The organism is Hymenobacter jeollabukensis (assembly GCF_005771675.1).
Lineage (GTDB): Bacteria > Bacteroidota > Bacteroidia > Cytophagales > Hymenobacteraceae > Solirubrum > Solirubrum jeollabukense.
Window position 1 is genome coordinate 51,004 of the sequence record NZ_VAJM01000014.1, and the last position, 24,496, is coordinate 75,499.

The window sequence follows — 24,496 nt, forward strand, 5'->3', positions numbered from 1 at the left end:
GGCGCAGCGCCTAGCGGAACAGGCCCGATTGGTTGGTGGAGCGCACCTGCTGGCCGTTGACCACGAGCGGGCGGTAGCCGATGATGAGGTCGGTGCGGGTGCCGGGCGGGCGGTAGTAGACGAGGATGTCGTACTGGTTTTCGGTGAGCTGGTAGCTGCCCTCGAAGTAGCCCGCGTCGGGTGCGGCGCCGCGCTGGCCTACCACGTAGTAGTAGTTGTAGTAGCCCTGCTTGAGCAGCGCGCGGCCGGTGTAGAGCTGCTGCTCGGCGTTGTAGGTCAGCTTGTAGTCGTCCTTGAGTTGCCAGTCGGTGAGGGCGCCGAACACGTAGACCGGGCCGGGCGCGGGGCTTTCGGCCCGCAGCTGGAAGGTGGTCCACACGTAGTCGGCGTTGGTGGCGCCGTTGCCGTACTCGCGGTTTTCGAACACGCGCTGGCCATCGGCGTCCTCGTACTGGGTGTAGCTGCGCCCGCCGCGGGTGACTTCGGGCAGCAGGCGCACCTCGCGGGGCGAGGCCTGCATGTCGAGGCGCTCCACGCCCACGCCGTTGGTGCGCAGCGAGCGGATGTCGGCGAAGCGAAACTCGTTGAGCGCCGGGAAGGCGTTTTCGAAGTTGAAGTACTGGTAGTCGAGCCGCTGCTCGGCGTCGCGTACGAAGGTGGGGCGCAGGTTGTAGTGGGCGTTGTCCCAGCGGAAGTTCTGGCGCAGCACCACCCGCGTTTCCACCGCCGGGTTCACCAGCGGATAGGCCCCGTAGCGGATGCCGAAATCAATCTGTTGCATGGTGTAGCGGGCCGAGCCGCCGGGCGCCAGCCCCAGCTGGGCCTGCACCTCCACCAGGTTCTGGTACACCAGCAGCCGGCGCGAGATGAGCGGCTGGCGGGTGTTAGCGTCCTGCACCACCAGCAGGAAGTTGCCCGAAATTTTCGGACCCGGCACCGGCAGGCGGTAGTGGTAATAGGGCACCTGCGTGCCCACCGAGGTGCGGTAGTTGGTGAGGTTGAACTCGTTGATTTCGTTGAGAAACTGCAGATCCGTGAGCACCGAGGGCGACCAGTCGGCGTTGCAATGCACGAGGCGGGCGGTGAGGCGGCGGCTCTGGTCGCCCAGAAAGTCAAACTCCAGCACGATGCCGCCCGCCTGCTCCAGCGGCACCACCGGCGCCGTAAACACCTCCGTGGGCTGTCCCGTGCTCACGTAGCACTGCACGCTCTGGATGTCGGGGTCGTAGGTGGCGTCTTCGAAGCGCAGCTGCTGGTTGGCCCGCGGCGCCTGTACCGGGCTGGCCTGGCCCACGCGGCCGGCGTTGGGGTCGGTGATGGGCGTGCCCAGCGGCACGCAGCCGGCAATTAGCAGCAGCAAGGAGGTGGAAGAAAGCAAACGCATGAATCGAAAGATACGGGGGATAGGTTCAAGAGGAGTGAACAACAAAAAAATATTGGAATAATATCAACAAAGACTATATTAGTATTCTCACATATTATTGAATAGCGGTATTAGACTCTCATGCTCTTAGGCCCGGACAAACGCTCAGTTGGTTTTTTGCCCCAGGAGAAATCCTCGAACCCCAAATAAACAGGCTGTTTCACCTTAAAAAATTAATCCCATGGAAAATAAGGCAATGGTTCTTTTACTGCTCACACTAGCAGTTTCCAGTTGTGAAAAAGAGTCAAGCGACCCAACCAACGCGACCGAAACTAATGTCAGCGGAGATTTTGGAGACAGTATCAGTGAAGAAGATAACGCATTTATTGAAAGCTTAAGTACTCCCAATCCCACTCTGCGAGAAATGTTCGGGTATGATGGCACTCCTCTGGGCCGTCCAACCGGAACCACAGGCGCGTCGGGGGTTATCGGAGATTTAATTGATAAGATGCTAAAGGATGCCCAAGCTTTAAGTGGACAAAAAACCCACCTTTATCCACAAGTTGGTAACGATCCTACTAAACCTGCACATATGGGGTTGGTTTATAGTTATGGACAACGAGACATTACTCAACGTTTACCCCCTCCTTCCCAAGACGCGAATCCCTTACACAGAACTTATTCCGTATATGGAACGGATTGCTCTGGATTTATCATTAATTTACTCAATTACTCCAATGTAAATATAAATACAGGAACTACGGTTAAAACATTCGAACAAAATTTATTCAACGCAATAAAAAACAACAATCTATTTAGAAATGTCATTGTAGCCAATTTAGGAAACCTACCCATTAGCAGTATCAAAAGCGGCGACTTTATCTTATGGATCAGGACCAACAACAACAACCATATGGGTATAATGTGCAAGGTTGCTACCGGCAAGACAGTATTCCAGAGTAATGGCACGGGCACGCCCGAATCTGAAGCCGACCAAACAAAAAATTTAGGTTCGCGAAGAGGTGTGCATCCCATTGCACTTACAGCGGCCATTTCAACAAACCCAGATCCAAAGCGCAGGTACTGGGGGACAGGGTACCAAATACTGCGGCTGCGTGACACAATCGATTATAACCTCACAAACGACAGTGTAAAGTACTGGAAAGTAAATCCTCAAGGAACAACTACTTACTGCGGTCAAAGCGCAGTAAATCCCCTTGTTGCAATGGATGATATCTATATTTTCAATTCAAATGGCACTTTTTCACATAGAGGTGGCTCTATTACAATAGACCCAAACTTACCTAACTGCGGAGATGGTGGAAATTACAACAATACATGGGCATTTAACAACAATAAAACCTCAATAATATTAGGCGGCGGCATCGAGCTCAGAATTACAAGCATTAGAAAATCGAGAATAACAATCACCACCCCTGATTCAAGACTAGACTTAATCCCCTATTAGCAACCACTTACCCAACATTCGTTTTAGCTTTTATTTAGTATATATAATTAATTCAAAAACATACAAATTCCATATCTACCATCACGCCTACTACTCAGAATGTTTCCGTTCGCCTTTCAGAAAACACTAACAGCAGAGACGCTTCGCTAGGATTCATTCCTTACAAAGAGTCCCTGCTGTTGCTACATCGCCCTACAGCTTGCCTTCCAGCGTTTCCACCTTCTCGGCCAGCTCCGACCACTGGTCGTTCACCTTGGCCAGCTCCTTTTTCACCTGCTCAAACTTCACTGTCACGTCTTTCAGCTGGGCGGCGTTGTTGTAGATGTTCGCGTCGCCGAGCTGCTTTTCGTAGGCGGCCAGCTCCTGTTCCAGCTTGGCCACGCGGGCTTCCACTTCCTGCAGCTGCTTGCTGGCCTGCTTCAATTCGCGCTGGGTGGTTTCGCGCTCCTGCTGGCTCAGCTCCTTTTTCACCTCCACTTTGGGCGCGGGCTTGGCGGCCGGGGCGGTCAGGCCGAGCTTCTTGGCTTCCTTGGCGCGGTCTTCCTGCCACTGCTCGTACTCGTGGTAGGTGCCGGGGTACTCCTTGAGCTGGAAGTCCTCGATGTACCAGATTTTGGTGGCCACGTTCTCCACGAAGTACCGGTCGTGGCTGATGACCAGGAAGGTGCCCTCGAACTGCTCCAGTGCCTGAATCAGGATGTTGACCGACTGCATGTCCAGGTGGTTGGTCGGTTCGTCGAGCAGCAGGAAGTTGGCCTCCGAAATCAGGGTTTTGGCCAGGGCCACCCGGCTTTTCTCGCCCCCGCTGAGCACCTTGATTTTCTTGAACACCGAGTCGCCGGTGAAGAGGAACGAGCCCAGCACCGTGCGCAGCTCCATTTCCGTCCGCTTCGAGCCGGCCTGCACCATCTCCTGCAGCACCTCGTTGTCTACGTTCAGCGACTCCAGCTGGTGCTGGGCGTAGAAGGCCATAATCACGTTGTGGCCCAGCTGGTGGGTGCCCGAGGTGGGCGCCTCCGAGCCCGATACCATCCGCATCAGGGTGGATTTACCCTTGCCGTTGGCCCCGATCAGCGCGATTTTGTCGCCCCGCTCGATGTGCACGTTGGTGTCGCGGAAGATGATTTTGTCGCCGTACTTCTTGGTGACGTGCTCCATGCGCAGGATGTGGCGGCCGGGCTGCACCGAGAAGCGGAACGAGAAGTTCACCTTGGCCGCCTCGGGCGCTACCGAGTCGATGCGGTCCATCTTGTCGAGCATCTTCTGCCGGCTCTGGGCCTGCTTGGCCTTGGAGGCCTTGGCCTTGAACCGCTCGATAAACCGCTCGGCCTGCCGGATGGCGGCCTGCTGGTTCTCGAAGGCGCCCTGGTGAATCTCGTCGCGCAGCACTTTTTCCTCCATGTAGAAGGAGTAGTTGCCGGCGTAGGGCACCAGCTTGCCGCCCGTCACCTCCACCGTCATGTTGGTGGTCTGGTCGAGGAACTCCCGGTCGTGGCTCACGATAATCACCGCGCCTTCGTAGCTGGAGAGGTAGTTCTCAATCCACTTGATCGAGGGCAGGTCCAGGTGGTTGGTCGGTTCGTCGAGCAGCAGCAGGGAGGGTTCCTGCAAGAGGATCTTGGCCAGCATCACGCGCATGCGCCAGCCGCCCGAAAACAGCTTCAGCGGCCGCTGCAGCTCCTCGGTGGTGAAGCCCAGGCCTTCGAGGATTTCCTCGGTGCGGGCCTGCATGGTGTAGCCGCCCAGGGCCTCAAACCGCTCCTGCAGGGTGGCCAGCTTGTCGACCAGGTCGTCGGTGTAGTTGTTTTCGAACTCCAGCAGCACCTCGTCGATTTTCTTCTGCAGGTCCAGCGCCTCGGCGAAGGCCTGCATGGCCACGATGAGGATGGGCTCGTGCGAGTCGTAGCTGAGCAAATCCTGGTTGAGGAAGCCCAGCGTGACGTCCTTGCTCATGGAGATGGAGCCGCCGTCGGGCTTGTATTCGCCCACCAGCAGGCGCAGCAGGGTGGATTTGCCCTGGCCGTTCAGCCCGATGAGGCCAATCTTATCCTTGGGCTTGATGTGCAGCGAGGCGCCGTCGTAAAGCGTACGGGCACCGAAGTGAAAGTCGAGGTCGGAGATGGAAATCATGCAGTATACCTTGCAGCGCAGGAAGGGCAAAGGTACGGCGTTTGGGCGGAGGGTCCTTGCGCCACGATGTAACGCTTTAACTGACCTCTAAAAAGCGGTTTCCCGAAGCATGATTGAAACCATCACCAAGCTCATCCACCAGGAGCTGCTGCAGCCTGAATGGGAGTCAACAAGGCAGCTATTAGCCATTATGGACGTGGCGCTCGATAACGGCCTGCCCAGAGTAGAAGCCATTGTTATCAACGAGGAAGCAGGTAGGGCCACCGGTTACGTGGCAGTCAAGGATGAAGCCTTTTATATCGGCGTCCACTTTGTCATTGCGCAGGACAAAGCAGAACTAACTGGTGTCGACACCGAACCGGCTGTTTATTTAAGCTTTTCTCCCTGGTCGGCCGACTTATCGTGCGAGGAACTGTTGCGTCTGACCACGCTCACGCCGCAGAAAGTCGAAAGAGTAGAGCAAGGAGGAGAAGACGCCGGCAGCTTCATTAGTCTTTTGGAATTCGAATCCTCTAAAAGCCCGGGCCGCATCGAGGAAAAGCTGGACGAGTTTCTTTCCTTTCTCGAACAGGATGCTGCCGGAATACGCCAACTCATCGCGCATACCGATACCGGCTCGAATACTCTACTGGTCGGCATCTGCTTTCACCTTTCCAACCGCAACTTCACCCGCCTGTTTTTACCCCAGGACCTGATAGCCCGGCTGCACCGTTTAGGGCTAGAGCTTACGTTCGACCTGTGGATTCAAGGCCGGGAGTTACCCAGCAATTACTGATTAGCTGCATGCACGCGCCCCACCGCGCGGCCTTACGGTGCTATACTTAAAATAGCTATGATTAATGACCATGTCCTCTGATTCACCCAACCAAATCCTCCTCATCCTCGACCTGGACGAAACCCTCGTTCACGCCCGCTCCACGCCCCTACCCGACCGCCCCGCCGACTTCGAGCTATTTGATTACCACATCTACCTGCGCCCGCACTTGGCGGCCTTTCTGCGCGAGGTCAACCGGCATTTTAAGTTGGCCGTCTGGTCGTCGGCCTCCGATGACTACGTGACCGAAATAACACGGCGCATCTTCCCGCCCGATGCCTCGCTGGAATTTGTGTGGGGCCGCAGCCGCTGCACGTATTGCTTCAATCACGCGGCCTTTGAGGAAACGGGCTACACCGATTACCACAGTCACTATGACTACGTGAAGGTGCTCAAGAAGCTAAAGCGGCACGGTTACCGGCTCGAACGAGTGCTGATTGTGGATGATACTCCGCATAAGGCCAAACGCAACTTCGGCAACGCCATTTACCCCACCGAATACACCGGTCAACTTCACGACAACGAGCTGCCGCAGCTGCTGGCGTATTTGCTCACCCTCAAAGACGCGGCGAACGTGCGGCAGCTGGAGAAACGTGGCTGGCGCGACCATTCATAGGCCGTACTCCACTCGTAAACTCCCCTCCATGCCTGGCTCACCCTGCGCTACAGCGACTATGATTCCGAATACGCGCCGCCCCCTCGCCCTACTCCTCACCGCCAGCCTCTGCCTGGCCGCCCGCCCCGCGCCGCGGCAAAGCCCCGACAGTTTGCCCCAATCCGAGCGGCAACAGGTGCTGCAACTTCTGCTGGACCTGCCCGACTTGCAACACTTCTACCACGCCGACTTGCCCGGACGGCTCCCGGTGAAGTTCCAAACGGATGCCTTCGTCACCCCCGGCCTGCCGCTGCGGAAATTCAATCAACCCGTCCTGCTGCTGTCGGCCCGGCAGCTCCGGCAGCGCGGCAGCCGCGACTACCTGCACCTCGGGCCGCTGCGGCGGCGGCACGACACCCTGGATTTCCGGTTGGGCTATGCCATCGAGGGGGTGCTGGCTGAGGGCACGCTCATCCGGCACACGAACGACTGGCGGGTCGGCAGGTATTCCGTGGTTGAACAATAAGACCCGACCCGCCCACATCCTGCCTGATGCACCCCTCCCTCACCTGCGCCTTCTACGAGCACCTCGAATGGCAGCTTTCCGCCGTCCTCAGCCGCTCCCCCAACCGCAGCCGGCGCCGCTACTGGTGCGACGGAATCCTGGACCCGGAATGGGCCGAGGACTACCAGCCGGAGTACGTGCGCCGGACGCGGCAAATCCGGCTGCGGGCGTGAATAGACCCGGGGCCGAATAAGGGCGGTGGTTCCAGCGTGCAGGAGCTTTGGCCGCTCACGGTGAAGCTGGATCCGCAATCCTATGAAGCGTATACGCAGGGGCAGGAAATGACACCCTTCGTACCCAGTTCCGGGCACGACGATTGGCTGCTGCTGGCGCTGGAGAATCAGGCGTTGGAAGTGCAGCTACGCTAACCCTGCTTTAAACAAATGCAGACGGCAGTCCAGCCGACCTGAACGGTCCTACTTCTCTTTATTTTATCCAACAAAAAAACTTCGGGTGGCCTCCGCAAGCTTTCGGAGGCCACCCGAAGTTTCTCGGTCGACCATTGCAAGCTTTCGGAGGTCGACCTAACTTTCTCGGATGCCCGTCGAAAGCTTTCGGAGGTCGACCTAACTTTCTCGGATGCCCGTCGAAAGCTTTCGGAGGTCGACCCAACTTTCTCGGTCGACCTTCGAAAGCTTTCGGAGGCAACCCGAAGTTTCTCGGATGGCCTCCGCAAGCTTTCGGGGCTAACCGCTTTTACATCCCCGCGTGCCCCAGCATCGGGAAGCGCTGCTGGTGCCAGTAGGGGTAAATCGGCGTGGTGGCGCTGACGGCATCCAGCCGGGCTACCTGCTCGGCCGAGAGGTTCCAGCCGGCGGCCCCGAGGTTCTGGCGCAGCTGCTCCTCGTTGCGCGCCCCGATGACCAGGTTGACCACCGTGGGGCGCTGCAACAGCCAGTTCAGGGCCACCTGGGGCACGGTTTTCTCCGTTTCCCGGGCTATTTCATCCAGCACGTCCACGATGGCGAACAGCCGCTCGTCGGGTACCTGCGGGCCCTGGCCGCCGCCCTGGGCCAGGCGGCTGCTTTCCGGAATGGGCTGGCCCCGGCGTATCTTGCCGCTCAGCAGCCCCGCCGACAACGGGCTCCACACGATGGTGCCCACGCCTTCTTCCAGACCCAGCGGCAGCAACTCCCACTCGAATTCGCGGTGGGCCAGCGAATAGTAGGCCTGGTGCCCCACGTAGCGGGCCCACCCGCGCCGCTCCGAGATGGAGAGGCTTTTCATCAGGTGCCAGCCCGAGAAGTTGGAGCAGGCGATGTAGCGCACCTTGCCGCTCTGCACCAGCGTGTCGAGGGTGCGCAGCGTTTCGTCGATGGGCGTGTGCGCGTCGAAGCCGTGCATGTGGTAGATGTCGATGTAGTCAGTGCCGAGGCGGCGCAGCGAATCCTCGCAGGCCCGCAGCAGGTGCTGGCGCGAGGAGCCGTAGTCGTTCGGGCCCGTGCCGGTGGGGAAGGTGGCCTTGGTCGAAATCAGCACCTCCGGGCGCCGGCCTTCCAGAGCCTTGCCCAGGATGGTTTCGGCCTGGCCGTCGGAGTAGCCGTTGGCGGTGTCGAACAGGTTCACGCCCGCTTCCAGGCAGATGTCGATGAGGTGGCGCGCTTCGTCGACCTGGGTGTCGCCCCAGGCCTTGAAAAACTCGTTGCTGCCCCCGAAGGTGGCGGTGCCGAAGCTCAAAACCGGAATGCGCAGGCCCGAAGCGCCTAGTTGGCGGTATTCCATGGCAGATGTCGAAAAAGTAGCGCGGAGCCCGGCTCCGCGGTGAACGTGGTGGTGCCCGCCCGGGCACCCCGGCTGCTACAACCGGGCACCGCCCCGGAAGTTCGGCCCGCACACGCCGCAGGCTACTCCCCTGCCCGGTGCCGGCTCATTACACCGAGCGTTATGCTTATGGGCGTGAACCGCCGACCTACTGTAGAGACGCAACCTTGTGTCTCGGCATCGAATGACCAGAACCAACCTGACATCAGCACCGATTGAGACGCAAGGTTGCGTCTCTACACCGTTCCGCCGCTTTCCTGCCAACGCGACCAGAACATCTAGCAGGCCACCGATTCATCACCTCGCAGCCCCGCGTCTTGCCAAAAAACTTAGCCAGCCGTACTTTAGCTAAAAATTTAGCTAAAGCTGTCATGGCAACACCCCGCAAGGCCCCGCGCTACACCGCCGCTGAGCAGCAAGTCGAAGCGCTGGCGGCCGTCCTTCCCGATGCTCCCGCCGAGGCCCCCGACGCCGCCGCCGAGGCCGCGCTCTGCCCCTGCTGCGGCGAGCTGCTGGCCTGGCACGAGCAGCCCTGCCCCCTGCCCGGCGCCCCCGCCGAGGCGGCGCCCGCGGCCGGCCGCGTGATTATGCGCGCCTCGGCCGCCACCTACGCCTACGACCTGGGCCAGCCGGTGCAGCCCGAAACCCAGAACCGGGCCTACGCCGTCATCTGGCGCGGGCAGCTCAAGGAGCGCCACCCCGATACCGGCTGGATTCACCGCGTGAACGTGTACCGCCTCAACGACGGCTACTGGGACTGCTACCGCGAGGAGGAATTGCAGGTGGCGTAACGGCGGGTTGTGGATTACTTGCGCCGCGGCTTGGTTTCTTTCGGCGCGGCCGAAACCTCCAGCCGCTGCGAGGAGGCGCGCACCAGCAATTCCGGGTGCAGCACCAGCTGCCGGGGCCCGAGCACCGAGCCGTCGGCCTCAATCAGCTCCAGCAGCAGGCGCACGGCGGCCTGGCCCATTTCCTCGCAGCGCTGCTCCACCGAGCTGATGGCGGGCTTGGAAATGACGGTGAAGGTTTCGTTGCTGAAGCCCACCACGGCCAGCTCGCCCGGCACGGCCAGGCCGCTGCTCAGGGCCGCTTCCATCACGCCCAGCGCCGCGTAGTCGCCGGCGGCAAAGACGGCGTCGGGCGGGGCGGGCAGCTTTAGCCACTGCCGCAGGGCGGCAGCGCCGGCTTCCTGGCTCATGTCGCCGTAGCTGATCAGCGCCTCGTCGGGCGGAATGCCGGCCTCCTGCAGGGCCTGCAGGTAGCCCAGGCGGCGGTTGCGGTAGATGTTCAGGTACTGGGGGCCGGCCACGTGGGCCACCCGGCGGCAGCCCTGCTGCAGCAGGTGGCGGGTGGCCAGGTAGCCGCCCTCCTGGTCGTCGAGCACCACGGCGTGCACCGGCCGCTCGTCGGGGCGGCGGTCGAAAAACACCAGCGGCACACCGCGCTCCGTCACCTGGTCGAAGTGCTGGTAGTCACGGGTGGTGCGGGCCACCGAGGTCAGGATGCCGGCCACCTGCAGGTTCAGCAGCGCCTCGATGTTGCGCCGCTCCTGCGCCTCTTCCTCGTTCGACTGGCAGATGATGACGTGGTAGCCGGCCTGCCGGGCGGCCGTTTCCATGCCGTGCACCACCCGGGCAAAAAACCGTCCCTCGATGTAGGGCACGATGATGCCCAGCAGCTTGCTGCGCCCCTTGCGCAGGGCCGAGGCCAGGCGGTTGGGCTGGTAGTTGTACTTCTTGGCCAGCTTCAGCACTTTCCGCTTCATCTCCGGCCCGATGCTGTGATGGTCGCTCAGCGCCCGCGAAATCGTGGTCATCGACACGCCCAGCTCCCGGGCCAGATCGGCCATGGATACGGGCGCGCCGGTGGCAGGCGCAGCAGACTTCTTACGCGGAGGCATGGGTAAAAAAGCGGTTCAGAGCAACGACAAAGGTAACGGCGGACGGCTCGAAGGCCGCTGGAAAGCTGAAGTGGCTGGGGAAAACCGAAAAAATCAGAACGTCATGCTGAGCCTGTCGAACCGAAGGTCGGCGTAGCCAAGCATGACGTTTTAACTGAGTAGTTCAACGAAGCATGCGAGATGTCTCGACTTCGCTCGACATGACGTTCTGATTTTTCAGTCCTTAGCTGGCCTTACCGCCCGCTGAAGGCCACCTCGTTGTAGCGCAGCTCGTTTTTGAAGCGGCGCAGCTTGGTGTCCTCGTCGATGACCACGCACTCGATACCGGCCATGTCGGCGAAGTCTTCGAGGTACTCGGTGGTGAGGTTCTGGCTGTAGCCGGTGTGGTGGGCGCCGCCGGCGTAAATCCAGGCGGCCGCGCCGGTAGCCAGGTCGGGCTGCACTTTCCAGAGCACCCGGGCCACGGGCAGCTTGGGCAGGTCGTGCTCGGGCGCCACGGCCTCCACTTCGTTGACCACCAGGCGGAAGCGGTGGCCCAGGTCGACGATGGTAGCGTTCAGGGCCGGGCCGGCGGGGCAGTTGAACACCAGGCGGGCCGGGTCGGCCTTGCCGCCGATGCCCAGCGGGTGCACTTCCACCTTGGCCTTGCCCTCGGCAATGGAGGGGCAGATTTCCAGCATGTGCGAGCCGAGCACCTGCTCGTTGCCGGGCTGGAAGTGGTAGGTGTAGTCCTCCATAAAGGAGTTGCCGCCGGGCAGGCCGCTGCCCATCACCTTCATGGCGCGCACCAGGGCCGAGGTTTTCCAGTCGCCCTCGCCGCCGAAGCCGTAGCCTTCGGCCATCAAACGTTGCGTGGCAATGCCGGGCAGCTGGGCCATGCCGTGCAGATCCTCGAAAGTATCGGTGAAGCCGATGGCCTTGGTCTGCTGCAGAAACTTGCGCATTCCCACTTCAATGCGGGCAGCCTCGCGCAGCGAGTCGCGCTGGCTGCCGCCGGCCAGCAGCGTGTCGGCCAGCTGGTATTCCTGCTCGTAGGTGCTCAGCAGCGCGTCGATTTCCGCGTCGCTGCCCTCGTTGATAACGGCCACCAAATCACCGATGCCGTAGGTGTTGACGGAGTAGCCGAACTGGATTTCGGCCTCCACTTTGTCGCCCTCGGTCACGGCCACGTAGCGCATGTTGTCGCCGAAGCGGACGATACGGGCACCCTGCCAGTCGGCCCAGGCCGAAGCGGCGCGGGCCCAGATGCTCAGGCGCTCATGCACGTCGGCGCTCTGCCAGTGGCCCACCACCACCTTGCGCTTCACCCGCATGCGCGTGCCGATAAAACCGAACTCCCGGTCGCCGTGCGCCGACTGGTTCATGTTCATGAAGTCCATGTCGATGTCGCCCCAGGGAATGTCGCGGTTGAATTGGGTGTGCAGGTGGGCCAGCGGCTTCTGCAGAATCTTCAGGCCGTTGATCCACATTTTGGCCGGCGAGAAGGTGTGCATCCAGGTAATCAGGCCCACGCAGTTCGGCGTGACGTTGGCTTCCTGAATCAGCTTGTAGATTTCATCGGGGCCGGTCAGCACCGGCTTGTACACCACTTTGATGGGCAGGGCCGCGCCCAGGGCCTCGGCCACCTGCTGGGAGTGTTTGGCCACCTGCGCCAGGGTTTCGGGGCCGTAGAGGTGCTGGCTGCCGGTGATAAACCAGGCTTCGTACTGCGAAATGTCAATCATGGGAGGAAAGTTGAGCGCGCGGCTGGGTGAGGGCCGCACGGTATGCTGGGTGGTTTTGGATTATCGATTGTGTAGAACGACTATATCAGAACGTCATTCCGAGCGAAGTCGAGGAATCTCGCTCGATAGTAATCTGCTCGTTGAACGTGATTTTACTATCCGGATTCAGCATGCGAGATGTCTCGACAAGCTCGACATGACGTTCTTTTTCGTGCGGTTACCGTGCTGACGGCGACGTTCTGCTACTGCCCATAGTAAGAATTGGCGCCGTGCTTCCGCTCGTAGTGTTTGCGAATGAGGGCATCCTTGAGCCGGGGCACGCCGGGGCGCAGGGTGCAGCTGAGGTAGGCCATGCGGGCAATTTCCTCGAGCACGGCGCTGTTGTACACGGCTTTGTCCACCGTCTTGCCCCAGGTGAAGGGCGCGTGGTTGCCCACCAGCACCATTTCCACCTCCGCCGGCGAAAGGGCGCGCTGCTGAAACTCGTTGATGATCTGCCAGCCGGTCTGGTGCTCGTAGTCGCCCTGAATGAGCTGGTCCGACATGGGCGGGACGCAGGGCACGTCCACGGTGAGGTGGTCGGCGTGGGTGGTACCCAGGATGGGAATATCGAGCTGCGTCTGGGCCCAGGCGGTGGCGTAGGTGCTGTGCGTATGCACGATGCCGCCGATTTCCTCCCAGTGCGAGTAGAGCACCGCGTGGGTCTTCGTATCCGACGAGGGCCGCTTCGTGCCCTCCACGATGTGGTTGGCGAAGTCTACGATGACAATGTCCTCGGGCCGCAGCGTTTCGTAGGGCACGCCGCTGGGCTTGATGGCGAAGACGCGGTTCTGGCGGTCCACCACCGAGGCATTGCCGAAGGTGAAGAGCACCAGCCCGAGCTTGGGCAGCTGCATGTTGGCCTCGTAGCAGGCCTGTTTCAGGTCTTGGTACATGTTGGGAGTTGTCAGTTGCGAGTTGGTGGTTGCCAGGCGCTGGTTGCTTTGAGCAGCTAACGACCGGCAACCAACTCCGGCTAAGCCATGCTTGGCGTCTGCGCTTCCACGAACTCGCCGAAGGCCAGGTACTGCTGGTAGCGCGGCTCGTAGTCGGCCACGCGGGCGGGGTTGGGCTCGTAGGTGTCGGCGAAACCGTTGCCCATGGCCTTTTGCGCGGCGGGCACGTCGGGGTGGATGCCGGCAGCCACGGCCGCGTACATGGCCGCGCCCAACGCCGGAGCCTGATCTGACTCAGCCACGCGGATGGGGCGGTTGAGCACGTCGGCCAGGGTCTGCATCATAAAGGCCGATTTTTTGGCCACCCCGCCCAGGCCGATAACCTGCTTGATGGGCACACCCTGCTCCTCGAAGCGCTCCACGATGCGGCGCGAGCCGTAGCAAATCGACTCCACCAGCGCCCGGAAAATGTGCGGGGCGTCGGTGCCCATCGACAGGTTCATCAGCGCGCCTTTCAGGGCCTGGTTGGCGTCGGGCGTGCGGCGGCCGTTCACCCAGTCCAGGGCCAGCACCTGCGACTCGGCGGGGTCAACGGCGGCGGCGGCTTTGTTGAGCGCCACCATCATCTTACCGGCCAGCTCCTCGCGCAGCTGTTCCTGCTGCTCGGCTGTCAGCACGCCGCTTGCGGGCAGCAGGGCGCGCAGGGGCCACTCGATGAGCTGCCGGAACCAGGCCAGCAGGTCGCCCACGGCCGACTGGCCGGCTTCCAGGCCCAGCATACCGGGCAACACCGAGCCGTCGACCTGCCCGCAGATGCCGGGCACGAGCTTCGCCCCCACTTCCTGCATGGGCGCCACCACGATGTCGCAGGTGCTGGTGCCCATTACTTTCACCATCGAATAAGCCTCGATTTCGCCCGCCACGGCGCCGGCGTGGGCGTCGAAGGAGCCGACGGCTACCACCGTGTCGGTCGTCAGGCCTAGGCGCTCAGCCCATTCGGCGGAGAGCGTGCCGGCCACTTCGTCGGCGGTGTAGGTGTCAGTGTAGAGTCTGTCGCGCAGGCCGGCCAGCTTGGGTTCCAGGTGCGTCAGGAACTCCTCCGAGGGCAGGCCGCCCCAGCTCTCGTGCCACATGGCCTTGTGGCCGGCGGCGCAGCGGCTGCGCTTGAATGTGGCCAGCTCGCCGCCGGTGAGCTGCAGCGTGAGCCAGTCGCAGTGCTCCATCCAGCTGTGCGCGGCCTGGGCCACGGCCGCGTCTTCGCGCACCACGTGGGCAATCTTTGCCCAGAACCACTCCGAGGAGTAGATGCCGCCCTCGAAGCGGGTGAAGTCCTCACCACCCCAGGCTTTGGCTTTCTGGTTGATTTCGGCGGCTTCCGGCAGGGCGGTGTGGTCTTTCCAGAGCACGAACATGGCGTTCGGATTCTCCTCGAAGCCGGGCGTCAGGGCCAGGCTCTGCCCCTGCTCGTTCACCGCGCCGGGCGTCGAGCCGGTGGTGTCCACGGCCAGGCCCACGATCTGCGCGGCGGGCACCTTGGCGGCCACGGCGCGCACGGTGGCTTCGAGGCCTTCGAGGTGGTCGAGCGGGTGCTGGCGAAACTGGTTCTGGGCCGCGTTGCAGTAGCGCTGGTCTTTCCAGCGGGCGTAGGGGTGCACGGCCTGCGCCACTTCGGCGCCGCTGCGGGCATCCACGAGCACGGCCCGCACCGAGTCGGTGCCGTAGTCGATGCCGATGACGTATGTCTTTGACATGTTGGTGAACTGGTGAGGTGGTGAACTGGTGAGTTGATGTTGTCGTGGCGCGTATTGCGCAGGTGGCGCCGCCTGAACGGCACTCCCCAATTCACCACCTCACCATTTCACCTATTTGCGCACGCCGAAGCGGTACACGGTGGTGGATTGCAGAGTCTGACCGGGCTTCAGGATGGTGCTCGGGAATTTGGGCTGGTTGGGCGAGTCGGGGAAGTGCTGGGTTTCCAGGCAAAAGCCCGCGTGCTTGCCGTACACCACGTTGCCCTTGCCCGTGAGCGAGCCGTCGAGGAAGTTGCCGGTGTAGAACTGGATGCCGGGTTCGGTGGTCGTCACTTCCAGGGTGCGGCCGGTGTTCGGCTCGTACACCGTGGCGGCCGGGTGCATCCCCTCGGTCTGGTTCAGCACCCAGTTGTGGTCGTAGCCGCCGGGCACCTGCTGTATCCGCTCCCCGATGCCATGGGGCGTGGTGAAGTCGAAGGGCGTACCCTTCACCGGGCGCAGCTCGCCGGTCGGGATCAGCCCCGCGTCGACCACCGTGTAGCGGTCGGCGGGCAGGGTCACCTGGTGGCTGAGCACGTCCTGCGACTGGCCCAGGGCCAGGTTGAAGTAGGCGTGGTTGGTCAGGTTGACGGGCGTGGCCTTGTCGGTGGTGGCCGAATACTCGATTTTCAGCGCGTCGTCATTGGTCAGCGTGTACACCACCGTTACCTGCAGGTTGCCGGGGTAGCCCTCCTCGCCGTCTTTGCTCAGGTAGCGCAGCTTGAGCGTCTGGCCCTCGGCCGAGGTGCCGGGCTCGGCCTGCCAGAGCACCTTGTCGAAGCCCTTCAGGCCGCCGTGCAGGTGGTTGGCGCCGTTGTTTTTGGCCAGGGTGTAGGCTTTGCCGTCGAGCGTGAACCGGCCGCCGCGGATGCGGTTGCCGTAGCGCCCGATCAGCGCGCCGAAGTAGGGTCCGGCCTTGCGGTAAGCCGGGCTCTGGTAGCCCGCCACGCTGTCGAAGCCGAGCACGATGTCGCCGAACTTGCCGGCCTTGTCGGGCACGAACAGGCGGGTGATGGTGCCGCCGTAGCTGCTGATGCTCACTTTCAGGCCGTGGGCGTTGCTGAGCGTGTACAGCTCGGCCTGTTGGCCGTCGGCGGTTTTGCCAAAGCCCACGCCCTTGGGCGCTTCGGCGTCGGCAGCGGCCTGAGTAGAATCAGTGGCGGCGGGCTGGGCGGCGTCGGCGGTAGCCTGCTCGCTCGGGGCCGATTGGTTGCAGCTGGCCAGCAGCAGCAGGCTGCTGGCACCGAAAACCGTCAGCGCACCGGCGGCTTGGAATAGACGAGGCATAGGGGCGGGAAAAGTGGCGTGAGCTGGAAAACGCGCGGCGGCGGGTCGACCATTCGGCCCGACTGCCGCCACGGCTAAGCGGGGCGAAAAGTAAAAAAACCTGAGCGTTTACACAATCGTTTGTGTAAAATTATCCACGTAAAACCCCTGGCCTGACCGCGCTTAGCACGGCCAGATCAGGGGTTTGCGCAGTGAGGAAAGCACGCGAGTAGCCCGCCGAATGCACTATCGATTGTAGAGCACGTCGAAGCGGCCGCTGCTGATCTGCACGGCCGGCTCGCCCGCCCGCAGGCTGGGCAGTTGCCCCTCGAACGTGCCGGCCACCAAGTCGCGCACCGTGTCGATGGCCGTGATGGTGATGCTGGCCGTGCCGGGCTGGCTCTGGTACTGCCGGCCGCGGCGGCTGTCGGTGAAGTAGAGCTTGGTGCCCGATTCGCCGCCGGTGGCACCGGGGCCGCCGGCCGTGGCGCGGTACACGCCCGGCCCGGCCAGTGAGTCGATCTGCAGCACGAAGGACTCGTTGCGGCTGCCGTCGGTGCGGGCGGCGGTGAGCAGCAGGAAGCGGCGGCGCCCGCTCAGGTGCGAGGAGGCCTCCACGCGGTTGTCGGCGCAGCCGTAGATGCCGCAGCGCTGCCCGGCGGGCACCCAGGCCGCCCCGTCGACGCGGAAGCCCAGGGTTTCGGCCCCGGTGGCGGTGGCCGCCGGCAGGTCGGACTGGGGCCCGACGCTGGTTTTATCGCAGCCGGCCAGGGCGGTCAGCGCCGCCAACAGGCCGGTTATCATGGGCAGGTGGTTCATAGCAGGAATTAGGTAAGGGTGGAACGACAGGTAACGTACGTGGCCCTTGCCAACGCCGTGCCACCCCGCGGCGGCAACGAAACGGCGGCCAGCACGGTACATACGGGTTAAGTCCTTTGCCTCAGCCCCATGCCGCCCGACTACGCCGCCCTGTTTGGCCCGCTGACTGCCCACAGCCACACCGTGTATTTCGCCTACCACGTCGGCACGCGCCGCGTGCGCTACCTGAGCCCGGCCTACGAGCAGCTGCTGGGCGGCCCGGTAGAGCGCATAGCCCAGGACCTGCCCCGCTGGCTGGCCCGCCTGCACCCCGACGACCTGGAGTACCTGCGCGAACAGCTGCTGCCCGTCGTGCGCGGCCAGGCCGCCGTGGTCGAAGACGTGGAGCTGCGCCTGCGCCACTCCGACGGCCGCCGCCAGTGGCTGGCCCTCACGGCCGCGCGCGGCGCCGACGAACAGGGCCAGCCGCTGCTGGTGGGCACCCTGCGCGACATTACCCGCACGAAGGAGTACATGCTCAACTCCGACAAGTTCAACGCCAAGAAAAACGCCACCCTCGAAATCCTTTCCCACGACCTGTCGGGGCCGCTGATGGTGGTGCAGCAGCTGGCCGAGCACGTGGCCGCGCAAACGGAGGGCTACGCCAACCCGACCCTGCGCGAGCTGCTGCGGCTGATGCGCGCTACCTGCACCGACAGCGTGAACCTGATCCGCGACTTCGTCAACCAGGAATTCCTGGAGTCGGCCAGCGTGGAGCTGCACCTGGAGCGCATCGACCTGGTAGGCCGGCTGCGCTCCTTCCTGACGGATTATCAGCACGCCCAACATCTGCTGCACAAGCGCATCGGCTTCACGGCCGAGGCCGAGGTGGCTTACGTGAACATCGACGACAACAAGTTTCAGCAGATCATCAACAACCTGCTTTCCAACGCGCTGAAGTTCACGCCCGACGGCGGACGCATCGAGGTGCACCTCTCGCTGCCGCCGGGCCGCGTGCAGGTGCAGGTGCGCGATACGGGCATCGGCATTCCGGCCCGGCTGCAGCCCCTGCTCTTCGATAAGTTTACCAAAGCCCGCCGCCCCGGCCTGCGCGGGGAGCGGACCACCGGCCTGGGTATGTCGGTGATTCACACGCTGGTGACGCTGCACGAGGGCCGCATCTGGTTTGAGAGCGAGGAGGGCGTGGGCACTACGTTCTACATCGAGCTGCCGGCCGCCGTGGAGGCCCCGGCGGCGCTCTGAAGCGGATCTGGCGGGTTATCGGGCGGCAATTCGGCGAATAACCTGTGGGCGGAATGCCCGGCGACACGTAGCTTGCGGCAACTTTATCTTCTTTTGTTTATGCTAGTTCGTTTTGCTACCGCCGGCGCGCTGCTCGGCACCTTGCTGGAGGTCAGCGCCTGCCAGTCGTCGGGCCCGCCGGTGCAGCCGGCCGTGGGCACGCTGCTGGGCGTCATCAGCCCGGCCGAAGCCGCCACGCGCGTAAAAGCCACCGACGAGGCCCAGCGCACCTACGTGGTGACGCCCGCCGCCGACGGCTCCTTTATGCTGCGCAACGTACCCAACGGCAACTACCAGCTCAGCATCGAGCCGACGGCCGACTACACCGAGCCGGTGCTGGAGCGCAACGCCGTGCGCTCCGGCACCATCAACCTCGATACCGTGACCATGCTGCCCGCCGTGACGACGGGCCTGGGCAGCACCCTGGCCTACAGCGTGGGCGCCGAGGCCTACCGCTTCGGCAGCATCACGGCCACGCTCAACGGACGAAACCTGACCATCACCGCCGCGCGCACCGCCCCCGGCGCCCTGCCCGACGCCGAGCAGGTGTTCATGCAGCTCACCGATTTCGACGGGCCGGGCCTCTACGAGTGCGGGAGCACGGCCACCATCATCTACCAGAACCGCTACAGCGACCTGGCCCTGCCCTACCGCTGGTCGACGGCTACGCCCGAGGGCCGGGGCACGGTGCGCATCACCTACCACGACCCGGCGGCCCGGCGGCTGGCGGGCGTATTTGCCTTCGAGGCCGGCGCCGTCAACAGCGTCACCAACGGCAAGTACAACACCACCAACGGCTATTTCGCCGACGTGCCATATTAGGCCAGGCAATTAGCATATGCTAGCGCATCATCTCGGGCTTGCGTAGAGGCATGCTCAAGTAAGCCCGTTACAGCTCGCTGAGCTCCTCGGCCATTTTGCCGGGCACGCCGATGCTGTGCAGCAGCCCGCTCACGATGCCCTGCATCCAGATGGTAAACACGCTGTAGCGCCGGTCGCGGTCGGAGCGTACGGGGGCATCCTTGAGCGCGGCACCTTTGCGGCGGGGGTTGTCGTCGCGGATGACGAGCACGTTGGCGGCTTTGGAGAGGATTTTGGTGGTGAGTTTCTGCTTGTCGCGCCCCCCGCCGTGGGTGCTGAGCAGGTCCACTTTCAGGTCGGAGTAGCGGGCCCACATGCGGCCGGTTACCTCCTGCCGGTTCACCTGCAGCTGCACCCGGATGTCTTCCACCCGCCCATTCTCGAAGCGGGCCGAGCGCGTGGGCACGGTGATGGAGTTCAAGATGGCAAACGGCGCCGGCCCGAAGTGCCCCACGACCCGGTGCCGGCCTTCCGGATCGAGCAGCGGCACCCAGGCCGTGGCCGAAAAGCGGCACTGGTCCTGCAGGTAGGCCGTGGCCCGGATGATGGCCGGCCGGGCCGTGCTCATGCGCTGGGGGTCGTTGGTGAGGTTGGTGGCCGTGCCGGTGAGGCGGGTAATGGCGAAGTAGCCCGGCCGCCGGGCCAGCTCCCCGGTAAACTTGAAACGAATATCCAGGTTTCGTACCTGCAGCTCGCGCACGTCGATGCGGAAAGGCAGGCGGCGCACGTTTTCGGGCGTCACCTTGGCCAGCGCGTTGCCCAGCGGGTAGTGGGCGTTGCCGATGATGCGCAGGTCCATGTTGGGCGCGGCCACGGTTTGGGCCCGCACGGTTTTGTGCAGCAGGCCCCAGTAATCGAGCCCGCGCACGCGCACCTCGGGCAGCGTCAGCGTGAGGTGCGTGGCCTGGTGTCCCTTGCTGCGCGACAGCGCGTCGGGCGACATGGTGGGCTGAATCAGCCCGCGCACCACCTGCAGGGTGCGGGCGCGGGTGCCCAGGCGCAGCGCGGCCCAGCTGAAGTGGTAATAAGGCGCGTCGATGGAAATGCGGCCGGGGCCGCAGCTGCCGCGCCAGTCGCGGGCGTAGAGCACGCGCTGCCGGTCCCGGAAGCCGGCCGAATCGACGCGCAGGTCGTCGGCGGTCAGGTTGATATCGACGAAGCGCGGGGCCCGCTCCACCTGGGTCAGCTGCAGCTGGGCGCGGCTCACGCGCAGGTGGCGTAGCTGCACACGGCGCAGGTAAGGCGCCAGAGCCACGTGCAAGGGCGGCGGCGTCTTGGCCGGGATGCCGAAGACCAGGCGCAGGCTCGGCAGCCGCAATGAATCGGCTTGCAGCACCCGCCGGGCCAGCAGTTGGGAGTTCAGGCCGCTGAGGCGCAGCAGGGGCAGCCAGAGCGTGATGTGCGTAGCGCCGCGGGCCAGTTGCCCGTCGGCCACGGGCCACACCCGCAGCGAATCCAGGCGCAGCTGCCGGCCCCGGGAGCTGAAGCGGGCCGCGCCGAGGCTGAGGTGGTGGCCGGGTACCTGCGCTTCCAGGCCCTGCACGCCCAGCTCCACGGCCGCCGCGTAGCTGAGCCGGCTGGAATCCTGGGCGGCGCCGCGGCTGATGAGCACGTCGGTAGCGGCCAGCTGGCCGTGGCGCAGCTGCGTCCGCTCGTGCCCGTGCAGGCCCGACATCACGCGCACGTCGTTGATCAGCAGGTGGGCCAGCCGCACGCCCGGAATGCGCTCCGGCAGCTGCTCGTGCAGGGCTTTGCCGGAGCCGCCGCGCTCGGGCGTGCGCAGCACCCGAGCCCGCACGCTGCGAATCAGCAGGGTATCCACGTTCACCACTTCGCCCTTCAGCAAAGCGCCCAAGCCGATGCCGGCCAGCCGGATTTCATCGACCGTAAGCAGCAGCCAGGGCGCTTCCTTGCCGGCTGGCACGGCCGTCTGGCGGGGCCAGCCGGCGGGGCGCAGCCACACGCGGCGCAGCGTCAGGGTGCGTTGGCGCAGGCTGGTGCGCAGGCTGCCGATGCGCAGCTCGTAGCGCCCCTGCGACTTGTCGGCCACGGTCTGCTCCAGCTTGTGGCGCAGCCAGGGGTCGAACAGGCGGGCAGCTACAACGCTGAGGATGAGCAGGACGGCCAAGGTGCCCGCCAGCCACCACAGCCAGCGCAACCGACGACGGGAGGGCGGCGTAGCAGCGGGCGGCGAGGAGGCGGAAGCAAGGTTGGTGGACACGCGGCGGGGCAACAATCAGGGCTAGTACGCAAAACCCGGCCGGCGGTCTGGCCCGGCCGCGGCGGAGTTGGCGGCCAGCGGTTACCTTCGGGCCACCTTACCCGTCATTGCCATGCCCACGCCCGCTTCCCCCGACCTCGCCGCCGCGCTGCTGGCCACCGTGCGCCACGGCTTCCGCAGCTACCAGGCCCTGGCCGACAAAGCCCTGGCCCAGCTGGCCCCCGCCGAGTGGCTGTGGCGCCCCGAGCCGAACTCGAACAGCGCCGCCGTCATCGTGCAGCACCTGGTGGGCAACCTCCGCTCCCGCTTCACCGATTTCTGGACCACGGACGGCGAGAAGCCCGACCGCCACCGCGACCAGGAATTCGAGGAGCCTACCTCGGAAGCCGCCGTGGCCGCATTGCAGCAACAGTGGCAGGCCGCCTGGCCCATTCTGTGGCAGGTGCTCGACCACCTGGAGCAGCACCCCGAAGACTGGCTGCGCACCGTCACCATCCGGCAGGAGCCGCACACCGCGTTGGCCGCCCTGCAGCGGCAGGTGGCGCACTACGCCTACCACACCGGGCAGCTGGTGCTGCTGGCCAAAGCCCGGCGCGGCGCCGACTGGCAAACGCTCAGCATTGCGCGCGGCCAGAGCCAGCAGTTCAACGCTCAAATGCAGGCCCGAACCGCGTCTTCGGCCAACCTTAGCGCCGGTTCGGGAGTTTAAGCGCCGCGTATGCTTGCTATTACTTCCCTGCTCAACCCCCAAAACGCCCAGCGCATCAACGGCATCATCCAGAGCCTGGAGGATGAGTTTGGCCTCGATGACGTGCAGGCCACGCCTGATCCGCACATCACCTACCTGCTGGCCGGCGTCAACAAGCACGACCCGCTGAAGGAGGTGCTGGAGGACATTGCGGCCACCACCGTGCCCTTCGAGGCGCACACCACCGGCCTAGGCTTATTTCCGGGCCCCAACCCCGTCATCTACATCCCGGTGCTCCGCTCCGAGGCCCTGAACCGCCTGCACCACCGCCTCATCATGGCCACCGAGCCGCTGTGCCTGCGCACCGACAAGTTCAGCACGCCCGAGCTGTGGCTGCCCCACATTTCGCTGGCCCTGCACGACACCACGCCCGAGATGCTGGGCCCGGTGCTGCAGTACCTCAACGAGCAAACCTTCAACCTGAAGCTGCGCATCAGCAACCTCGCCATTCTGCGCCAGGAAGGCGAGCAGTTCATCCCCGAAGAGGTATACCCGCTGGAAGGCGAGGACGAGTGATGAATTATGAATTATGAATTATGAATTATGAATTATGAATTATGAATTATGAATTATGAATTATGAATTGGTACTGGCTCCTACTTTGGTGGGTTGCGCCAATTCAGCATTCAGCATTCAGAATTCATAATTACCGAAGCTCCTACCTTTGCCCCGCACCAACCCGCTGCTTATGTACTCCACTCTACTGCTGCTGCACTCCTGGACGCGCTGGCTCGTCCTCATTTTCGGCCTGATTGCCTTTCTGCGCGCCCTTTCGGGCTGGCTGGGCCGCCGGCCCTACTCCGGCGCCGACAACGGCATGGGCGCCGCCTTCGTGGGCTCCATGCACCTGCAGCTGCTGCTGGGCCTGATTCTGTACTTCGTCAGCCCCTTCGGCGCCAAGGCCTTCGAAACGGCCGGCGGCGCCGTGATGAAAGATGCCACCGGGCGCTTTTTCGCCGTCGAGCACTTGGCCATGATGCTGGTGGCCGTCATCTGCGCGCAGGTGGGCCGCAGCACCTCCAAGAAAGCCCTCGACGCGGTGCTCAAGCACAAGCGCGCCGCCATCTGGTTCGGCGTGGCCTTGCTCATCGTGCTGCTGATGATTCCCTGGGGCATCTGGAACCCGGCCCGCCCGCTGTTCCGTTTCTAGAGCGTTTCAGCCGCCTTTTACCAGCCCTGCCCAGCAAACCTTGGCAGGGCTTTTTTGTGCCCGACGCGCGCCGGCAGCAGCCAGCGTCGAAAATTTACCGCCGGGGTTGGGCCGGAATTGCCGGTTTGGGTATCTTTCAAGCAGTCCGTTTGCTACTCTGCCTATGCACAGCACACTTACTTCCCCCGTTGCCGCCCCCGCGCACACCGACCACAGTCACGCCTGCCTGAACTGCGGCGGCGCGCTCAGCAGCCGCTTCTGCCCCGACTGCGGGCAGCCGGCCGATACGCACCGCATCACCATGGCCCACTGGGTGCACGATATTCCGCATTCGTTCTGGCACGTTGATAAGGGCGTATGGTTCACCTTGCGCAGCATGTTTGCCCGGCCGGGCGCGGCCATTCAGGCCTATATCCAGGGCCAGCGCGTCAACTACTTTCGCCCGTTGGCCCTGGTGTTGCTGGTCACCGGATTCTACTCCTTTCTGGCGACGGTCTTGCATATCAGTCCGCTGCCGCCCCGCCCGGCCGATATGCCGCAGCAGGTATACGAGATGCAGATGCTCTACGCTGGCACCATCTCCAAGCACATCAGCTGGATTTACGTGGGCATGACGCCGTTGCTGGCGGCCTTTATGCGCTTGTGTATGCGCCGCAGCCGCTTCAACTACGCCGAGTGCCTGGTGGCCGTGGCCTTTGTCATCAGCGCCAGCAACTTCATTTCCGTGCTGTTTCTGCCGGTGTTGTACGCGTTCAACGGCACGCCCCAGATTCAATTAGTAACTACCGCACTGAGTCTGACCGCCTTCGGCTACCAGACCTGGGCGTATAGCACGCTGCTGCGCCATACTTCCCTGAGCGCCTTCGGGCGCATCTGGCGCGGGCTGGTGACGTCAGTGGGCGGGTTCTTCGCCAGCATCATGCTGGTCGTCTGCCTTATAATAGCCCTCAATTGGAGCACGTTTATGGCCGCCGCCAAAGCCCAGAACTCGGCCAAGGCGCGTATCACCATCGGCCAACCGGCTGCGCCCCGCCCGGCTTCCGCTCATTAACCTCCGCCACGCCCCGCTCACGAAAAGGCCCGCTGTTGCACAAGCAAGAGCGGG

Annotated in this window: 23 protein-coding genes; 13 read left to right on the forward strand and 10 right to left on the reverse strand. The window is 63.3% G+C overall.

Translation table 11 applies throughout. The features are described from left to right. Nucleotides 1-10 precede the first annotated feature (10 nt). Nucleotides 11-1,384: a type IX secretion system plug protein gene (locus FDY95_RS21260; protein ID WP_138080772.1), complete on the reverse strand. Its 1,374-nt coding sequence runs from the start codon at nt 1,382-1,384 to the stop codon at nt 11-13. Between the two features lie 220 nt (nt 1,385-1,604). On the opposite strand from FDY95_RS21260, the gene FDY95_RS21265 reads away from it, so the two are divergent. Further along, nucleotides 1,605-2,831 carry a hypothetical protein gene (locus FDY95_RS21265; protein ID WP_138080774.1) on the forward strand — a complete coding sequence of 409 codons (1,227 nt, stop codon included), beginning with the start codon at nt 1,605-1,607 and terminating at the stop codon, nt 2,829-2,831. A 192-nt stretch (nt 2,832-3,023) separates the two neighbouring features. On the opposite strand, the gene FDY95_RS21270 is transcribed toward FDY95_RS21265, so the two are convergent. Beyond that, the gene (locus FDY95_RS21270; RefSeq protein ID WP_138080776.1) at nt 3,024-4,961 is read right to left on the reverse strand and encodes an ABC-F family ATP-binding cassette domain-containing protein; all 1,938 of its coding nucleotides are present in this window, start codon (nt 4,959-4,961) and stop codon (nt 3,024-3,026) included. A 109-nt stretch (nt 4,962-5,070) separates the two neighbouring features. Here FDY95_RS21270 and FDY95_RS21275 point away from each other — a divergent pair, with 109 nt between their 5' ends. From FDY95_RS21275 to FDY95_RS26435, 5 genes are all read left to right on the forward strand, one after another. Continuing rightward, entirely contained in the window at nt 5,071-5,736 is a 666-nt protein-coding gene (locus FDY95_RS21275) for a DUF4279 domain-containing protein (protein ID WP_138080778.1), read from the forward strand. 70 nt (nt 5,737-5,806) lie between these two features. Next, nucleotides 5,807-6,391, forward strand: coding sequence for an NIF family HAD-type phosphatase (locus FDY95_RS21280; RefSeq protein ID WP_212744940.1), 585 nt, complete (start codon nt 5,807-5,809; stop codon nt 6,389-6,391). Between the two features lie 58 nt (nt 6,392-6,449). Then, complete coding sequence (locus FDY95_RS21285; RefSeq protein ID WP_138080782.1) at nt 6,450-6,896, forward strand: hypothetical protein; 447 nt, start codon at nt 6,450-6,452, stop codon at nt 6,894-6,896. Between the two features lie 26 nt (nt 6,897-6,922). Next, a complete protein-coding gene (locus FDY95_RS21290; RefSeq protein WP_138080784.1) occupies nt 6,923-7,108 on the forward strand; it encodes a hypothetical protein in 186 nt (61 codons plus the stop codon). 36 nt (nt 7,109-7,144) lie between these two features. Beyond that, nucleotides 7,145-7,303, forward strand: a complete 159-nt coding sequence (locus FDY95_RS26435; RefSeq protein ID WP_171025782.1) for a hypothetical protein — start codon at nt 7,145-7,147, stop codon at nt 7,301-7,303. Nucleotides 7,304-7,631: 328 nt separating this feature from the next. On the opposite strand, the gene FDY95_RS21295 is transcribed toward FDY95_RS26435, so the two are convergent. Then, the gene (locus tag FDY95_RS21295) at nt 7,632-8,657 is read right to left on the reverse strand and encodes an aldo/keto reductase (protein WP_138080786.1); all 1,026 of its coding nucleotides are present in this window, start codon (nt 8,655-8,657) and stop codon (nt 7,632-7,634) included. A gap of 410 nt (nt 8,658-9,067) precedes the next feature. Here FDY95_RS21295 and FDY95_RS21300 point away from each other — a divergent pair, with 410 nt between their 5' ends. Beyond that, nucleotides 9,068-9,487 (forward strand): hypothetical protein, encoded by a 420-nt coding sequence (locus FDY95_RS21300; RefSeq protein ID WP_138080788.1) that lies wholly within the window; start codon nt 9,068-9,070, stop codon nt 9,485-9,487. Nucleotides 9,488-9,501: 14 nt separating this feature from the next. On the opposite strand, the gene FDY95_RS21305 is transcribed toward FDY95_RS21300, so the two are convergent. From FDY95_RS21305 to FDY95_RS21330, 6 genes are all read right to left on the reverse strand, one after another. Next, nucleotides 9,502-10,596 carry a LacI family DNA-binding transcriptional regulator gene (locus FDY95_RS21305; protein WP_138080790.1) on the reverse strand — a complete coding sequence of 365 codons (1,095 nt, stop codon included), beginning with the start codon at nt 10,594-10,596 and terminating at the stop codon, nt 9,502-9,504. A gap of 233 nt (nt 10,597-10,829) precedes the next feature. After that, entirely contained in the window at nt 10,830-12,320 is a 1,491-nt protein-coding gene (araA, locus tag FDY95_RS21310) for an L-arabinose isomerase (RefSeq protein WP_138080792.1), read from the reverse strand. 242 nt (nt 12,321-12,562) lie between these two features. Then, complete coding sequence (locus tag FDY95_RS21315) at nt 12,563-13,255, reverse strand: L-ribulose-5-phosphate 4-epimerase (RefSeq protein WP_138080794.1); 693 nt, start codon at nt 13,253-13,255, stop codon at nt 12,563-12,565. An 80-nt stretch (nt 13,256-13,335) separates the two neighbouring features. Beyond that, nucleotides 13,336-15,006: a ribulokinase gene (locus FDY95_RS21320; RefSeq protein WP_138080796.1), complete on the reverse strand. Its 1,671-nt coding sequence runs from the start codon at nt 15,004-15,006 to the stop codon at nt 13,336-13,338. 111 nt (nt 15,007-15,117) lie between these two features. Continuing rightward, nucleotides 15,118-16,332, reverse strand: coding sequence for an aldose epimerase family protein (locus FDY95_RS21325; RefSeq protein ID WP_138080798.1), 1,215 nt, complete (start codon nt 16,330-16,332; stop codon nt 15,118-15,120). A gap of 225 nt (nt 16,333-16,557) precedes the next feature. Next, on the reverse strand, nt 16,558-17,130 hold the full coding sequence (locus FDY95_RS21330) for a hypothetical protein (protein WP_138080800.1): 573 nt from the start codon (nt 17,128-17,130) through the stop codon (nt 16,558-16,560). A 129-nt stretch (nt 17,131-17,259) separates the two neighbouring features. Between FDY95_RS21330 and FDY95_RS21335 the strand changes: the two genes are divergently transcribed. Further along, a complete protein-coding gene (locus FDY95_RS21335) occupies nt 17,260-18,372 on the forward strand; it encodes a PAS domain-containing sensor histidine kinase (RefSeq protein WP_138080802.1) in 1,113 nt (370 codons plus the stop codon). 99 nt (nt 18,373-18,471) lie between these two features. Further along, complete coding sequence (locus FDY95_RS21340; protein ID WP_138080804.1) at nt 18,472-19,233, forward strand: DUF6252 family protein; 762 nt, start codon at nt 18,472-18,474, stop codon at nt 19,231-19,233. A gap of 67 nt (nt 19,234-19,300) precedes the next feature. Here FDY95_RS21340 and FDY95_RS21345 read toward each other — a convergent pair whose 3' ends face one another. Further along, on the reverse strand, nt 19,301-21,493 hold the full coding sequence (locus tag FDY95_RS21345; RefSeq protein ID WP_138080806.1) for an AsmA family protein: 2,193 nt from the start codon (nt 21,491-21,493) through the stop codon (nt 19,301-19,303). A 112-nt stretch (nt 21,494-21,605) separates the two neighbouring features. On the opposite strand from FDY95_RS21345, the gene FDY95_RS21350 reads away from it, so the two are divergent. The 4 genes from FDY95_RS21350 (at nt 21,606) to FDY95_RS21365 (ending at nt 24,442) form a co-directional block, all read left to right on the forward strand. Next, nucleotides 21,606-22,202: a DUF1572 family protein gene (locus FDY95_RS21350; protein WP_138080808.1), complete on the forward strand. Its 597-nt coding sequence runs from the start codon at nt 21,606-21,608 to the stop codon at nt 22,200-22,202. Nucleotides 22,203-22,211: 9 nt separating this feature from the next. Continuing rightward, on the forward strand, nt 22,212-22,757 hold the full coding sequence (locus FDY95_RS21355; protein WP_138080810.1) for a 2'-5' RNA ligase family protein: 546 nt from the start codon (nt 22,212-22,214) through the stop codon (nt 22,755-22,757). A 172-nt stretch (nt 22,758-22,929) separates the two neighbouring features. Continuing rightward, nucleotides 22,930-23,391, forward strand: coding sequence for a hypothetical protein (locus FDY95_RS21360; protein ID WP_138080812.1), 462 nt, complete (start codon nt 22,930-22,932; stop codon nt 23,389-23,391). 163 nt (nt 23,392-23,554) lie between these two features. Then, entirely contained in the window at nt 23,555-24,442 is an 888-nt protein-coding gene (locus tag FDY95_RS21365) for a DUF3667 domain-containing protein (RefSeq protein ID WP_138080814.1), read from the forward strand. Nucleotides 24,443-24,496: the final 54 nt, after the last annotated feature.

What these genes read in the sequence shown, in the direction of transcription:
- FDY95_RS21275 (WP_138080778.1), top strand. Translation starts at nt 5,071, where the DNA reads ATGATTGAAACCATCACCAAGCTCATCCACCAGGAGCTGCTGCAGCCT.
- FDY95_RS21355 (WP_138080810.1), top strand. Translation starts at nt 22,212, where the DNA reads ATGCTTGCTATTACTTCCCTGCTCAACCCCCAAAACGCCCAGCGCATC.
- FDY95_RS21260 (WP_138080772.1), bottom strand. Translation starts at nt 1,384, where the DNA reads ATGCGTTTGCTTTCTTCCACCTCCTTGCTGCTGCTAATTGCCGGCTGC.
- FDY95_RS21270 (WP_138080776.1), bottom strand. Translation starts at nt 4,961, where the DNA reads ATGATTTCCATCTCCGACCTCGACTTTCACTTCGGTGCCCGTACGCTT.
- FDY95_RS21305 (WP_138080790.1), bottom strand. Translation starts at nt 10,596, where the DNA reads ATGCCTCCGCGTAAGAAGTCTGCTGCGCCTGCCACCGGCGCGCCCGTA.
- FDY95_RS21315 (WP_138080794.1), bottom strand. Translation starts at nt 13,255, where the DNA reads ATGTACCAAGACCTGAAACAGGCCTGCTACGAGGCCAACATGCAGCTG.
- FDY95_RS21365 (WP_138080814.1), top strand. Translation starts at nt 23,555, where the DNA reads ATGCACAGCACACTTACTTCCCCCGTTGCCGCCCCCGCGCACACCGAC.
- FDY95_RS21295 (WP_138080786.1), bottom strand. Translation starts at nt 8,657, where the DNA reads ATGGAATACCGCCAACTAGGCGCTTCGGGCCTGCGCATTCCGGTTTTG.
- FDY95_RS21340 (WP_138080804.1), top strand. Translation starts at nt 18,472, where the DNA reads ATGCTAGTTCGTTTTGCTACCGCCGGCGCGCTGCTCGGCACCTTGCTG.
- araA (WP_138080792.1), bottom strand. Translation starts at nt 12,320, where the DNA reads ATGATTGACATTTCGCAGTACGAAGCCTGGTTTATCACCGGCAGCCAG.
- FDY95_RS21335 (WP_138080802.1), top strand. Translation starts at nt 17,260, where the DNA reads ATGCCGCCCGACTACGCCGCCCTGTTTGGCCCGCTGACTGCCCACAGC.
- FDY95_RS21280 (WP_212744940.1), top strand. Translation starts at nt 5,807, where the DNA reads ATGTCCTCTGATTCACCCAACCAAATCCTCCTCATCCTCGACCTGGAC.
- FDY95_RS21300 (WP_138080788.1), top strand. Translation starts at nt 9,068, where the DNA reads ATGGCAACACCCCGCAAGGCCCCGCGCTACACCGCCGCTGAGCAGCAA.
- FDY95_RS21330 (WP_138080800.1), bottom strand. Translation starts at nt 17,130, where the DNA reads ATGAACCACCTGCCCATGATAACCGGCCTGTTGGCGGCGCTGACCGCC.
- FDY95_RS21350 (WP_138080808.1), top strand. Translation starts at nt 21,606, where the DNA reads ATGCCCACGCCCGCTTCCCCCGACCTCGCCGCCGCGCTGCTGGCCACC.
- FDY95_RS21360 (WP_138080812.1), top strand. Translation starts at nt 22,930, where the DNA reads ATGTACTCCACTCTACTGCTGCTGCACTCCTGGACGCGCTGGCTCGTC.
- FDY95_RS21265 (WP_138080774.1), top strand. Translation starts at nt 1,605, where the DNA reads ATGGAAAATAAGGCAATGGTTCTTTTACTGCTCACACTAGCAGTTTCC.
- FDY95_RS21290 (WP_138080784.1), top strand. Translation starts at nt 6,923, where the DNA reads ATGCACCCCTCCCTCACCTGCGCCTTCTACGAGCACCTCGAATGGCAG.
- FDY95_RS21325 (WP_138080798.1), bottom strand. Translation starts at nt 16,332, where the DNA reads ATGCCTCGTCTATTCCAAGCCGCCGGTGCGCTGACGGTTTTCGGTGCC.
- FDY95_RS21285 (WP_138080782.1), top strand. Translation starts at nt 6,450, where the DNA reads ATGATTCCGAATACGCGCCGCCCCCTCGCCCTACTCCTCACCGCCAGC.
- FDY95_RS21320 (WP_138080796.1), bottom strand. Translation starts at nt 15,006, where the DNA reads ATGTCAAAGACATACGTCATCGGCATCGACTACGGCACCGACTCGGTG.